The following is a 12,487-nucleotide window of genomic DNA, read 5'->3' on the forward strand; positions in this document are numbered from 1 at the left end:
CGCGATTTAAAACTCTTCCCAATCGCCGGCCACGGCCGCATTGCCGTTCGCCTGGAACGACTTGCCGACTTTGGCAATCATCTGCCGGGCAGGCGAGGAAACCGGCTGGGCATGTTGTGCGGCGGCAGCCGGCTGCGATATGCGCCTGGGCGCTGCCACAGCGCCGCCAATACTGAACTGGCCCAGGAGCTGGAACAGCGCGTCGGCTTCTTTGGCGAGGTTATGGGCGGCGGCCGTCGCTTCTTCGACCATGGCGGCATTCTGCTGCGTGCCCTGATCCATCCTGTTGACCGCAGTGTTGATTTCCTTCAGCCCCGTTGCCTGCTCCTGCGAAGCGCCGACGATGGCGCCGACATTGCCATCGACCTGCTGCACCTGTGCGACGATCTCTTTCAGGGCTTTGCCTGTTTCGCCGACCAGGGCCACGCCGCTTTTGACATGGCCGTTCGAAGCATTGATCAGTTCCTTGATTTCCTTCGCGGCCTTGGCGGAACGTTGGGCCAATTCGCGCACCTCCTGGGCAACGACGGCGAAACCCTTGCCTGCTTCCCCGGCGCGGGCAGCTTCGACGCCGGCATTCAGCGCCAGCAAGTTGGTCTGGAAGGCAATCTCATCGATGACGCCGATAATGCTGCCGATTTCAGTGGCGGAGGATTCGATCTTGCCCATCGCATCGACCGCGTCCTGAACGACGTTGCCCGAGCGTTCCGCGCTGTCCTTCGTCTTGCGAACGAGCTGTCCTGCTTCCTGAGCCTTGCTGCTCGAGTCGGCGACGGTGGTGGTGATCTGCTCCAGAGCGGCGGCGGTTTCCTCGACGGAGGCAGCTTGCTGTTCGGTCCGCTTGGCAAGATCGTCCGAGGAGGATCGGATCTCCTGTGCCCCGGCGGCGATAGCGCTGGCGTTCTGGGCAACCTTCTGCATGGCGGCGCGGAGCTTTTCGACTGCCGTATTGAAGTCGGCGCGGAGTTTTTCCAGCGACGGGATGAACGGCGTGTCGATCTGCTGCGTAAGATCGCCGTCGGCCAGCGCCTGCAGTGCGGTGCCGAGCTGGCCGACAGCCCGGTCCGTCTGCTCGGCAAGAGTGCGGCGTTCATCGGCATCCTGCTCGAGCCTATGCCGTTCCGCGACAGCCCTCTTGGCCTCCGTGTCAGCTTCCCGCTCGGCCTTTGCCGAGATGGCGTCGCGCAGGCCAGCCACGGCACGCGCAAGCTTGCCGATTTCATCGCCGCGGGCTTCGAGACGACGGTCACCGTCGAGATTGCCTTCCGCCATCGCTTTCAGCGAAAGCTGCAGCCTTGCCAGCGGTCCGACGATCGTGCGCGCGGTAATCGCGGCGGCGACGATCGAAAGAAGTGCTGCGATGCCCAATGCCGTCAGCACGATCGGCTTGAAGCCGCTTGCCGTGCTGCGAACCTCGCCGCCGATCGATTTGTTCAGCGCTTCCTGATAGTCGATGAATTTGTTGATGGCGCCGAGCCACGCAACGAAGGCAGGCCTCGCCTGCTCGAGCAGGATCTTGCGAGCCGCCTCGCCGTCACCCTTTTCCTGCAGCGCAATGATCTGGGCGACGAGGGGATTGGTTTTCGCCTGTATGTCGGCGATTTCGCCGAGGATGGTCTTTTCCTGATCCGTCGCACCGGCCGGAGACGCAACCATCTCCGCCATGCGCTTTTCATTCTCGGCATAGGTAGCAGCCAGCTTTTCGATTAGTGCCTCGGCCGCCTTGCGTTCATCGGCTGATGTCACCAGGGTCACATCGCGAATGGCAATTGCCCGATCGTGCACGCTGCCGCGGTAGTTGATGGCAAACCGCTGCTTGACGCTGTTGACGTCGTTGATCGTCCCGAGATTGCTGTTGATTTCCGCGACCTGCACGGCCGAGTAGATACTCAGGCCTGCCATCAGCAGGATCAGAAAGCTGAAACCAAGGGCGAGACGCATCGCGATCCCGAAACTCTTAATGCTGTTCATTCGCGCTCTCCATCGTGTCGGCGAGGTTTAAAGGTGTCTGTGACCAGGATCTGTCCCCGATGCGTCGCCGGGCACCATTGCGCGTCGGTCGAAGGCCGGGCGAGCATCAAGGTGACAACGTCGATTTCATGCGAGATTTCGGGATACCTGGCCGGCCATCATGGCGTAGGTGACGATCCTCAGAACGTCGCTCCGATACCCTTAAAAATAGGAGGAGATATTTTAGAGAGTGTAAACGAAGCCGAAATGGCGCCACTATGCTGCGCTTTTTGTATATTTTTTCGCATTTTTCGTCCCAATGGCCCCGGCGCCCACCCTGGAAAGAGTACACCAAGTTGTTGGTTTGAATTGGTATACATTTCCTATTGCAAACGGGCCGTTTGTTTCCACTTGCCGGCATCGATGTCAGCGATGAAGTTCGCCGTTAAACGCAACTCTTTGAGAATTGTTAGAAGTTCTCGCAGCTATGCGGTGCGGAAAGGAATAGGGCAGAGGTGGCACGACTGTCGGACAGCACGAAATGCGTGATCCCCAGATCCTGGTATCTGCGCAGCGAGCGGGCGACATCTGCCGCCCACCCGACCAGCCATGTGGTGCCGGCGCCACCGCCACCGAACTTGCCCGGCGCGGTATAGAGATTGTCGTCAAGGACGTCGCCGCGCGTCGTAAAGCGCAAGCAGCCGCTGCTGGCCGACGGCAAAGGCGCGCTGGTGATCGTGCCAGCCGATGCCCTCGCTCTTCGCCATCTCGGCGACCTTCGCCTCGGAGTCGGACGAAGCCCGTTCGGTCCTGTCCGGGCAGCGTCCGTCGCTCGAGTCGGCGTGGAAGCCGCCCGGAGGTCAGGCAATGGCTGGCGGGTATTCGTTGGCCTGGAAGACGTGATGATGCACCTTGCCGGTGAAGAGTTGCAGGAGTTCGCCGGTGACCTCGCGGCTCTCGAAGCGCACATCGGAGCGAAGCGCTGCGCTGACCGCGTCCATATCGGGATAACGAATGGCGAGAGCCATGGCATAGACAGGGGCGCCTTCGTCGCGCTCCATTCCATCAAGCACCCGGACTTCCTCGGCGCCTGGAAATTTCGTCCAGAGAGGGACGAGCCGCTGCCTGACAAAGGCGCGGAATTCCTCTTCTCGGCCGGGATTGATTTCGCCTTCAAACAAAGCATAACGAATGATCATGGGTTCTCTTTTCCAAAACTCGCCGGAGCTGGATCGATGTTGGCGTGGTGTCAAGAGGAGTAAGGGCGTATCGACCGATACGCCCTTGGGAAGGCTTATTTGCCCCAGATTTTCTTGTATTGATCGCGATAGCCGTTATCGGGATCGAAGCTGTTCTTCGGCCCGCCGTCGAATTCGACATTCGCGCTGGTCACCACGTGGAGCGGCGACACGTAGCCGGACCATGGAGCTTTCGCGAAGGCGCGGTTCAATTCGTCGACGAGCTGCCAGCCCTGGAGGTTGAGCGGCTCGGCGACCGTGACGGCCTGATACTGCTTGGCGCGGATGCGCTGATAGGCGCTTTCCGAACCGTCGCCGGCTGCGACATTCACCGGCTTTCCGTCGCCGGCAATGCCGGCCGAGGCGAGCGACGGTCCCATGAAGTCGTAATAGAGGTCGTTGATCGCCAGCGAATGCGTCCACTTGGCGCCGTACTTCTGCAGCAGCGAGGTGGTCAGCTGGGGCATGCGCTGCGAGGTTTCGGCGATCGGCGTGTCGACATATTCCAGCACCGTGCCGCCGAGATCCTCGATCTCCTTCTTCATCCGGTCGGCCTTGGCGATCGCGATCGCATAGGTCGAGTCGGTGAAGATGATGACGCCGGGCTTGCCGCCGGCATCGGCGAAGGCCCAATCGGCCGCGGACTTCGATACTTCCATCGCATCGGTGGTGACGTTGGCAAAAACGCCGACTTCGGGAACCGGGCCAACGGCCGAGGCGGCATGCCAGGAAACCATCGGAATGCCGGCCGCCTTGGCCGCTTCCATCGCCGGCTTCTGCTCGACGGCGTCGAAGCCGTTGATGATGATGCCATCCGGCTTCAACGCCATGGCCTGGCCGAAAGCTGCCGTGCGGCCGCCGATCGATCCGGCGCCGTCAAGGGCCTTCACCGTCCAGCCGAGCGCGCCAGCTGCTTCCTGAACGCCATTGACCACGCCGAGGATGCCGCCGTTTTTCATATCGCCGGCAAGAATGACGATGTTCTTGCCGCTCGCGCCCTTGGGGCCGCTCGTCGGGCCATCCCAAGCGCTCACCTTGGACGCATACTTTTCGACCACCGCCTTGGCGTCGGCCATGGAATCGGCCAATGCCGGCATGCTGAGCATAACGGCGACGGTTGCGACCGTTGCCTGCAATAACGTTCTGCGTTTCATGTTCACTCCTCCATTTTGTTTGTTATGAAATGCCGGGATGAGCCGGCATCTTCATTTGGATGCGGGTGTGATCCTCCTCACAGCTCCGCGCTTGCGCTGGGCGTAACCTGCTATGCCGATGGCAATCAGCAGGGTCACACCGTTGAACAGCGGTTCGACGAAGAACGACCCGCCGAATTGCTGAATTCCGGAAATGCCGACCGCCAGGATGATGACGCCGATCAAGGTGCCCCAGACGTTCACCCGGCCCGGCTTGATCGTCGTCGACCCGAGGAATGCGCCGACAAGCGCGGGCAGCAGATATTCGAGGCCGACGCTCGCCTGGCCGATGCGCAGCTTCGAGGCGAGAAGGACCCCGGTCAAAGCCGCCAGCAGGCCTGACGTGACGAAGGCGCCGATCACGAATTTGCGGACGGGAATGCCATTGAGGGCCGCAGCCTTGGGATTGGCGCCGATGGCATAGAGATAACGGCCGATCGGCAGGTATTCGAGCACGATCCACATGCAGATTGCGATCAGCAGCACGTAGAAGCCGGTGATCGGCAGGCCAAACAGCATGGTGCCGTTCAACGCATAGAAGCCCTCAGGCAGGACGCCGACCACCTGCCGCCCGCCGGTATGCCAGAGGGCGAGCGCGTAGAGGACCGTCCCGGTGCCGAGCGTCGCAATGAAACTGTCGATCTTGGCGACTTCGACCAAAAGGCCGTTGATGCAGCCGGTAAGAACGCCGAGCGCAAGCACGATCAGGACCGCGACCGGCCAGGGCAGGCCGTAGGCCGTCTGCAGGCTGATGGCGAGAATGTGCCAGAGCACGATGCCGTAACCGACGGTCAGGTCGATGCGGCCCGACGCCATCGGGATCATCGCGGCGAGCGACAGAAGCGCGATAATCGCCTTGTCGGAGACGATCGAGCGAACGTTCAAGACGGTCGGAAACGTATCGGGCAGCAGGATCGAAAAGAGCACGATCAGCCCGAGGGTCAGGATCACCAGCCCGTAAACCGGGATCAAGCGTCCGATCTTCTGGCCGGCGGACAGGCCGGCCATTTCGCTCTTGGTCGGCTCCAGCGCGGTGGATTCAATGGATTGCATGGCTGTTCTCCCGATGGCTCAAGCCGCTTCCGATGCGGATGCAGCTGTTATGACTGCCTCCGTCGTCAGGGCGCTTCCAGTCAGTTCGCTGACGATTTTGCCGCGCGAGAAAACCAGCGCGCGGTGGCAGATATGGGCGATTTCCTCGAAGTCCGTCGACACCACGACGACCGCGAGACCGGCTTCGAGCGCCTGGGTGATCAGACGGTAGATCTCCGCCCGCGCGCCGATGTCGACGCCGGCGGTCGGATCTTCGGCAATCAGCAGCTTGCGGCCGGTCGCCAGCCAGCGGCCGACGACGACCTTCTGCTGGTTGCCGCCCGACAGGGCCTCGACCGGCAGATCCGGATCGTTCGGCCTGAGGCCGACGGTATGGCCGATCGCATGGGCAAGATCGGCTTCGCCGCGCGGCGACAGGAAGGACAACAGCCCGCGCCCGACAGCGCCCGGATTGAGGTAGGTGTTTTCCCGGATGGAGAGCGAGAGCGCGACGGATTCCTCCGTGCGGTCACGGGCAATCAGACCGATGCCGGACGCCATGGCCTGTCGCGGGCTGGAAAGATCCGGCGCCTGGTCATGCAGCAGAACCGAGCCGTTGAACGGCTCGCAGCCAAACAGCGCCCGGCCTATCCGTTCCTGACCGGCGCCGCGCAGTCCGGCAAGGCCCAGAAGTTCGCCCTCTCTTATATCGAAGGATATCGGGCTGGTGCCGGCACAGACCAGATCGCGCACCTTGACGATCGCCTTGCCGGGCTTGATCTCGGTCTTCGAAAAGAGACTGTCGCCGCTGCGGCCGATGATCATCGTCACCAGTTCGTCGGGCGTGGTCTCGCTGACGGGCTTCTGTCCGACCATGCATCCGTCGCGCAACACGGCGACGCGATCGGCGATGCGGAAAATCTCGTCCAGCCTGTGGGAGACGTAGATCATGCCGACGCCGCGCTCCTTCAGGGGGCGGATCGCATTGAAAAGCCGATCGACTTCGTCGGCGGGCAGGCTCGCCGTGGGTTCGTCGAGCACCAGAACGTCGGCTTCGACGGCAAGCGCGCGGGCAATGGCGACGAGCGATTTTTCGGTGCGCGACAGGGCCGAGACCCGGGTCGTCGGATCGAAATCGCAGCCGACCAGCTTCAAGGCTTCTTTGGCGCGCGCCTGCGTCCTGTTCCAGTCGATCAGGCCGCGACGCATGGAGAAGCCTTGCGACAGGCCCATATTCTCGCCGACCGTCATCCACTCGATCAAGCCGAGGTCCTGATGGATGAATGCGACCGGCTGCCGCTCGTTCGGCTTCGGCGGACGATGATGGTAACTCTGGCCGCGGAAAAGGATGTCACCGTTATCGGGCTTGTAGATACCGGCCAGCGTCTTGATGAGCGTCGATTTCCCGGCTCCGTTTTCCCCTAGCAGCGCAAGGATCTCCCCCTCGCGCAGATCGATCGATACGTCACGCAGTGCCTGCGTGCCGCCGAAGCTCTTGGTGATCGATTGGAACTCCAGCAGTCTCTTGGCTTCCACCGTGGCTCCTCCCAAAGCTGCAGTTGTTATCCTGAATGTATGTTATCGATAACATTCGTGAATGGTCAAGCAGAAAGATAGCGATCTCGCATTCCCGCAAGAGATTTTCAGCCGGCCTGAAATCCGTCGAGAAGACGCATCATCTCCGCCGAGTCTTTCGGGCCGAGGCCGGCTGCGCAAAGCAGGCGATGAATTTCGACCACTGCGCCCGTCATCGGCAGCGGCGTTTTCGTCTTCAATGCGAAGGCCTGAAGCGAATCCAGGTCCTTCAGCATGTTGTCGATCCTGCCTGTCGGCGAGAAGTCCCGGGCGGCGAATTTTGCCATGAATTCCTGCATTATCCGGCTGTCCGCCCTGCCGCCGGCAAGGGCGGCCGGTATTGCGGCGGGATCGACACCACCGGCTTCCGCGAGTTTGACGGCTTCAGCGACCGACTGGAACAGCACAGCGCAGAACAGCTGATTGATCAGCTTGGTGGTCTGCCCGGCGCCGGAGGCACCCATCAGCGTATAATTGGCGGCAAGATGCCGCATCACCACCCGCGCCCGCTCGAAATCCTCGGGGCTGCCACCGGCCATGATCGTCAGTTTGCCGGAAAGCGCGCCGGGCACGCCGCCCGAAAGCGGGCAATCCACCCATGCCATGCCCGTTTCCGCACGCAGCCGCTTCGCCATGTCGGCGGTCTCTGCCGGGTCGATCGAGGACATATCGATCAGCAACTTGCCGGCATTTGCCGCCGCCGCAACACCCTTCTCGCCGAAGACGACTGCGCGCACGATATTTGCGTGATTGAGGCTGAGCACGCAGAATTCCGAGGCTGAGACGGCATCCGCCACCGAGCTCGCCGTCTTGGCGCCCTTGGCTGCCAATGCGGCGACCTTTTCGGCATCGAGATCGAAGACCGATACTGTGTGGCCGGTTTCAATCAGTCGGGTGACGATCGCCGTTCCCATAATGCCGGCTCCGATGACGGCGACATTTGCCCTAGAATCATCCTGCATGAAACCCTCCCTTGATGGCCACGCCTCTCAGCTCCTCACAAGCCAGCGCCACCATATCATCCAAAACACCATCGATCGCGACCGTCACAACACCAGGCTCACCGGTCGGCGGTTCCAGCGTCTGCAGCTGGCTGTCGAGCAGCGACGCCGGCATGAAATGGCCTTGGCGAGCCTGCATCCGCGACAGCAGGAGCTCGCGCGATCCGTCGAGGAAAACAAAAGCCAGGCGCCCGCCTGCCGCGCGTCTCAGCCTGTCCCGATAGTTTCTCTTGAGCGCCGAGCACGAAATCACCACGCCTTGCGACTGGTTTTGCGCAGCCTTTATTTCCGCGCCGATCCTGTCGAGCCACGGCAGGCGGTCGTCATCGGTCAGCGGTATGCCCTTAGCCATTTTTTCGACATTGCGAGCGGGGTGGAGCTGGTCGCCCTCCAAAAACGTCAGGCCGTTTTGAGCGGCGATACGCTCACCAACCGAGGATTTGCCGCAGCCGCTGACGCCCATGACGACGACGGCCAGAGGCGGTGTCTTTTGCTCGAAGCCCATCGTCGCGTCTCTATCAGAGGCAGGTCGTGATGCCGCCGTCGACATAAAGCGTATGCCCGTTGATGAAGGACGAGCCGCGACCCGCCAGGAAAACGGCAGCTCCCACCAGTTCCTCGACATTGCCCCAGCGGCCGGCCGGCGTCCGCCTCTCGAGCCAGGACGAGAATTCGGGATTGTCGACGAGCGCCTGGTTGAGCGGCGTCTTGAAGTAGCCGGGCGCGATCGCGTTGATCTGCAGGCCGTGTTTGGCCCAGTCGGCGCACATGCCGCGCGTCAGATTGCGCACTGCGCCCTTGGTCGCCGTGTAGGGGGCGATGCCGGGACGGGCGAGCTCACTCTGTACCGAGGCGATGTTGATGATCTTGCCCTGACCGCGAGCGATCATGGCTTTAGCGGCCGCCTGTCCGACGTAAAACACGCTCGAAATATTGGTGGTCAGCAGCAGTTCCCATTTGTCCGCCGGAAAATCTTCCAGCGGCGTGCGAAACTGCATGCCGGCATTGTTGATCAGGATGTCGAGCGGCCCGATATCGGCTTCGATCGCGTCGATGCCCTGTTTGGCGGCGTCCTTGCTAGTGACGTCGAAGATGGCCGCATGCGCAGACAGGCCTTGAGCCTTGAGGCTCTCGACTGCGCGTTTGACGCTTTCGGGGGTGCGGCCGTTGATGATGACCTCGGCGCCGTGCTGCGCCAGGCCCTCGGCCAGGGCATAACCGATCCCCTGGCTCGAGCCGGTGATCAGGGCAAGCCGCCCGCTAAGATCAAACAGGTTCTTCATACAAATCACTCCTCCGGTGTCGCTGCGAATGAGGGCTTATACCGCTACTCGCGGTGAAACTCACTTGACATCGCTTTTCCGAATTATATGTTATCGATAACATAATCAATTGTCAAAATGCGGGATGGAAGCGGTGCCTGAGGTAGAGATCTTGATGACCGGAGCCTATCCGGAATGGGACATGGTCGATCTGGAGGCGAAGTATCGGGTTCACCGCCTGTGGGAAGCGGCAGACCGGCAGGAACTGATCGCAAGGGTCGGCAAGGATATTCGCGCCATCGCGACGCGCGGCGAACTCGGCGCCTCCGCCGACCTGATGACACAATTGCCGAGACTGGAAATCGTTTCCTGTTACGGCGTCGGCACCGATGCCATCGACCTCTCCTATGCCCGCGCCAACGGCATTCGCGTCACCAATACCCCTGACGTGCTGACCGAAGATGTCGCCGACATCGCCATCGGACTGCTGCTTGCGACGGCCCGGCAGATTCCTCAGGCCGACGTTTTCGTCCGCAATGGCCAGTGGGGCAATATCGCCATGCCGCTGGTGACCCGCGTCTCCGGCAAGAAGGTCGGGCTTGCCGGCATGGGGCGGATCGGCAAGGCGATCGCCAAGCGGGCTGCCGCTTTCGGCTGCGATGTCTCCTATTTCGCCCGCAATGAGCATAGGGATGTTGCCTATGCCTACCAGCCGGACCTGATCGCGTTGGCCGACTGGGCCGATTTCCTGATCGTCATCGTCCCCGGCGGGCAGGCGACCATGAAGATCATCAACGCCGATGTGCTCAAAGCGCTCGGCCCCAACGGCATGCTGATCAATGTCTCGCGCGGGACGACCGTTGACGAAGAGGCGCTGATCTCAGCTCTTCAGGACGGCACCATCCAGGCCGCCGGCCTCGACGTGTTCCTGAACGAGCCGAAGATCGATGCGCGTTTCCTGGCGCTCCAAAACGTGGTGTTGCAGCCCCATCATGGCTCCGGTACCGTCGAAACCCGCAAGGCCATGGGCCAGCTGGTCAGAGACAATCTCGTCGCGCATTTTGCCGGTCGCGCGCTTCCGACTCCGGTCGTATGAGGATCCCAATATGAAAGCCATCGTCATTCATGCCGCCAAGGATCTCAGGATCGAAGAGCGCGAGCCGGAGGTTGCGGGAGCTGGGCAGGTGGAGGTCGCCATCGAAGCCGGCGGCATTTGCGGCTCCGACCTGCATTATTACAATCATGGCGGCTTCGGCACCGTTCGCCTGCGCGAACCGATGATCCTCGGCCATGAAATTGCCGGCACCGTCAAGGCGCTGGGTGCCGGTGTGAGCGACCTTGCTGTCGGAGACCGCGTTGCGGTTTCTCCGAGCCGGCCGTGCAATCATTGCCAATATTGCCTGAAAGGACAGCAGAACCATTGCCTCAACATGCGGTTTTACGGCAGCGCCATGCCGATGCCGCATATTCAGGGCGGCTTTCGCCAGCGGCTGGTGGCTGAGCGCTGGCAGTGCCACAAGGTCGCCGACGGCATCTCCATTCACGAGGCCGCCTTCGCCGAACCCTTTGCCGTGACGCTGCATGCGGCTAGCCGCGCCGGATCGCTGCTGGGCAAGCGGGTGCTGGTCACCGGCTGCGGTCCGATCGGCATGCTGGCGATCGTTGCCGCCCGCGTTCTCGGCGCCCGCGAGATCGTCGCGACCGATGTGACCGACAGCGTTCTGGCAATCGCCCGCACCAGCGGCGCGGATCGAACGATCAACGTTGCCACCCATGCCGCCGACCTTGCCGCTTACGGCGCCGACAAGGGATATTTCGACGTTATGTTCGAAGCGTCGGGCAATGAGCGCGCCGTGCGCGCCGGTCTCGAGGTACTGAAGCCCCGGGCCGTTCTCGTCCAGCTCGGCCTCGGCGGCGATGTATCGATCCCACAGAACATGATCGTCGCCAGGGAAATCGAGATGCGCGGAACATTCCGCTTTCACGAGGAATTCGCCCTTGCCGTCGAGCTGATCAATGCGCGGCGCGTCGATCTGAAACCGCTGCTGACGGGTGTCTTCGGGATCGACGAGGCCGTCGCCGCCTTCGAGCTGGCCAGCGACCGCAACAAGTCGATGAAGGTGCAGATCGCCTTCTGATATCGTCGCCAGCTATGAGGCGCCGCGATCGGTACTTTCGCGCAGAACGACCCTATAGCCCGTCAACGTGATCTCGTCGCCGGTCGCCTCGCCGCTGCCTTGCAGGGCATCGAGCAGGCGGGCGGCAGCCTGACGGCCGATGCCGTAACAGTCGACATTGATGGTGGTGATGCTGGGATGACAGATCGACGAGATCTCGTAATCGCCGAAGCCGGCAATGGCGATGTCACCTGGCACGCTCATTCCCCTGCGCTTGCATTCCATGATCGCGCCGAAGGCCGAAAGGTCGGAGACACAGAGAACCACTTCCGTGTCCGGCCAGCGCTCCAGCAGGCTGACAATCGCCTGGCCGCCCTGTTCCATGGTGATTGGCGGCACGCCGAAGGAAATCGCCCGGCCTGGTCCCAAGCCTAGTTCTTCGACGGTCTTCAGGAAACCGCTTCGCCGCTGGCTGCCGCGTGTATCGCGCGCCGTCGTTCCGCCGATATAGCCGAACCTCCGATAGCCCTGGCTGGCGAGGGTGCGCACCAGCAGGGACATGGCCTCGCCATTGGAAAAGCCGACGACATGATTGATCGGCTCCTCCGGAATTTCCCAGGTTTCAACCACCGGAATGCCGGCCTTATCAAGCATGCGGCGCGCGCGCGCGGTGTGCGAACCGCCTGTCAGGATGATGCCTTCGGGGCGTCGGCGCAGCATCGCCTCGATCAGTTTTTCTTCTTTTTCGGCGGAATAGTCGGTATAGCCGAGAAGTAGCTGAAGGCCGGTATCCTCCAGCGCATCGGTAATGCCGCGCGCAGTGTCGGAGAAATTCGAATTGTTGATGGAGGGTACCAACGCCGCGATGAAGCCGCTGCGCCGTGAGGAAAGACTGCCGGCCGAAAGGTCGAGCACGTAGCCCAGCGCATCGACAGCCTCCATGATGCGCTTGCGGGTCTCTTCGGAAACACTCGCATCCTGCCGAAAGGCGCGCGAAACCGTCATGGCCGATACGCCGACATATTTGGCGACCTCAGCCATCGTCAGCTTCTGGACGTCTCCTCCCTTGAGACGCTTGTCTTTTGGCTCATCCTCGTTTTTCACTGGCCCCCGCTTTCA

At 61.8% G+C, this 12,487-nt stretch carries 11 protein-coding genes and 1 pseudogene; 2 read left to right on the forward strand and 10 right to left on the reverse strand.

The features are described 5' to 3' along the window. Positions 1-6 precede the first annotated feature (6 nt). The 9 genes and pseudogenes from FFM81_RS22340 to FFM81_RS22380 all read right to left on the reverse strand — a co-directional run bounded on the left by FFM81_RS22340 (position 7) and on the right by FFM81_RS22380 (position 9,272). Entirely contained in the window at positions 7-1,971 is a 1,965-nt protein-coding gene (locus FFM81_RS22340; RefSeq protein ID WP_138384572.1) for a HAMP domain-containing methyl-accepting chemotaxis protein, read from the reverse strand. Positions 1,972-2,419: 448 nt separating this feature from the next. Continuing rightward, positions 2,420-2,765, reverse strand: a pseudogene (locus FFM81_RS22345) (hypothetical protein); the annotation flags it as partial. Between the two features lie 45 nt (positions 2,766-2,810). After that, on the reverse strand, positions 2,811-3,149 hold the full coding sequence (locus FFM81_RS22350) for a hypothetical protein (protein ID WP_138384571.1): 339 nt from the start codon (positions 3,147-3,149) through the stop codon (positions 2,811-2,813). 95 nt (positions 3,150-3,244) lie between these two features. Beyond that, a complete protein-coding gene (locus FFM81_RS22355) occupies positions 3,245-4,342 on the reverse strand; it encodes an ABC transporter substrate-binding protein (protein WP_003572262.1) in 1,098 nt (365 codons plus the stop codon). A gap of 51 nt (positions 4,343-4,393) precedes the next feature. Further along, positions 4,394-5,434, reverse strand: coding sequence for an ABC transporter permease (locus FFM81_RS22360; protein ID WP_003572263.1), 1,041 nt, complete (start codon positions 5,432-5,434; stop codon positions 4,394-4,396). An 18-nt stretch (positions 5,435-5,452) separates the two neighbouring features. Further along, on the reverse strand, positions 5,453-6,949 hold the full coding sequence (locus FFM81_RS22365; RefSeq protein WP_138384570.1) for a sugar ABC transporter ATP-binding protein: 1,497 nt from the start codon (positions 6,947-6,949) through the stop codon (positions 5,453-5,455). Between the two features lie 107 nt (positions 6,950-7,056). Beyond that, positions 7,057-7,950 carry an NAD(P)-dependent oxidoreductase gene (locus FFM81_RS22370; RefSeq protein WP_128397900.1) on the reverse strand — a complete coding sequence of 298 codons (894 nt, stop codon included), beginning with the start codon at positions 7,948-7,950 and terminating at the stop codon, positions 7,057-7,059. Next, positions 7,940-8,494 (reverse strand): gluconokinase, encoded by a 555-nt coding sequence (locus tag FFM81_RS22375; protein WP_138384569.1) that lies wholly within the window; start codon positions 8,492-8,494, stop codon positions 7,940-7,942. Before FFM81_RS22375 ends, FFM81_RS22370 begins: the two co-directional genes overlap by 11 nt. A 13-nt stretch (positions 8,495-8,507) precedes the next feature. After that, complete coding sequence (locus tag FFM81_RS22380) at positions 8,508-9,272, reverse strand: SDR family oxidoreductase (protein ID WP_138384568.1); 765 nt, start codon at positions 9,270-9,272, stop codon at positions 8,508-8,510. A 133-nt stretch (positions 9,273-9,405) separates the two neighbouring features. On the opposite strand from FFM81_RS22380, the gene FFM81_RS22385 reads away from it, so the two are divergent. Beyond that, positions 9,406-10,347, forward strand: coding sequence for a 2-hydroxyacid dehydrogenase (locus tag FFM81_RS22385; RefSeq protein WP_138384567.1), 942 nt, complete (start codon positions 9,406-9,408; stop codon positions 10,345-10,347). 10 nt (positions 10,348-10,357) lie between these two features. Beyond that, the gene (locus tag FFM81_RS22390) at positions 10,358-11,389 is read left to right on the forward strand and encodes an L-idonate 5-dehydrogenase (RefSeq protein WP_138384566.1); all 1,032 of its coding nucleotides are present in this window, start codon (positions 10,358-10,360) and stop codon (positions 11,387-11,389) included. A 12-nt stretch (positions 11,390-11,401) separates the two neighbouring features. On the opposite strand, the gene FFM81_RS22395 is transcribed toward FFM81_RS22390, so the two are convergent. Further along, the gene (locus FFM81_RS22395; protein ID WP_097532961.1) at positions 11,402-12,472 is read right to left on the reverse strand and encodes a LacI family DNA-binding transcriptional regulator; all 1,071 of its coding nucleotides are present in this window, start codon (positions 12,470-12,472) and stop codon (positions 11,402-11,404) included. Between the last annotated feature and the right edge of the window lie 15 nt (positions 12,473-12,487).

Origin of the sequence: Rhizobium hidalgonense (genome assembly GCF_005862185.2) — a bacterium.
GTDB lineage: Bacteria > Pseudomonadota > Alphaproteobacteria > Rhizobiales > Rhizobiaceae > Rhizobium > Rhizobium hidalgonense.

Excerpts from the sequence above, each read along its gene's own strand:
- FFM81_RS22340 (WP_138384572.1), bottom strand. The coding sequence starts at position 1,971 with ATGAACAGCATTAAGAGTTTCGGGATCGCGATGCGTCTCGCCCTTGGT.
- FFM81_RS22350 (WP_138384571.1), bottom strand. The coding sequence starts at position 3,149 with ATGATCATTCGTTATGCTTTGTTTGAAGGCGAAATCAATCCCGGCCGA.
- FFM81_RS22355 (WP_003572262.1), bottom strand. The coding sequence starts at position 4,342 with ATGAAACGCAGAACGTTATTGCAGGCAACGGTCGCAACCGTCGCCGTT.
- FFM81_RS22360 (WP_003572263.1), bottom strand. The coding sequence starts at position 5,434 with ATGCAATCCATTGAATCCACCGCGCTGGAGCCGACCAAGAGCGAAATG.
- FFM81_RS22370 (WP_128397900.1), bottom strand. The coding sequence starts at position 7,950 with ATGCAGGATGATTCTAGGGCAAATGTCGCCGTCATCGGAGCCGGCATT.
- FFM81_RS22375 (WP_138384569.1), bottom strand. The coding sequence starts at position 8,494 with ATGGGCTTCGAGCAAAAGACACCGCCTCTGGCCGTCGTCGTCATGGGC.
- FFM81_RS22380 (WP_138384568.1), bottom strand. The coding sequence starts at position 9,272 with ATGAAGAACCTGTTTGATCTTAGCGGGCGGCTTGCCCTGATCACCGGC.
- FFM81_RS22390 (WP_138384566.1), top strand. The coding sequence starts at position 10,358 with ATGAAAGCCATCGTCATTCATGCCGCCAAGGATCTCAGGATCGAAGAG.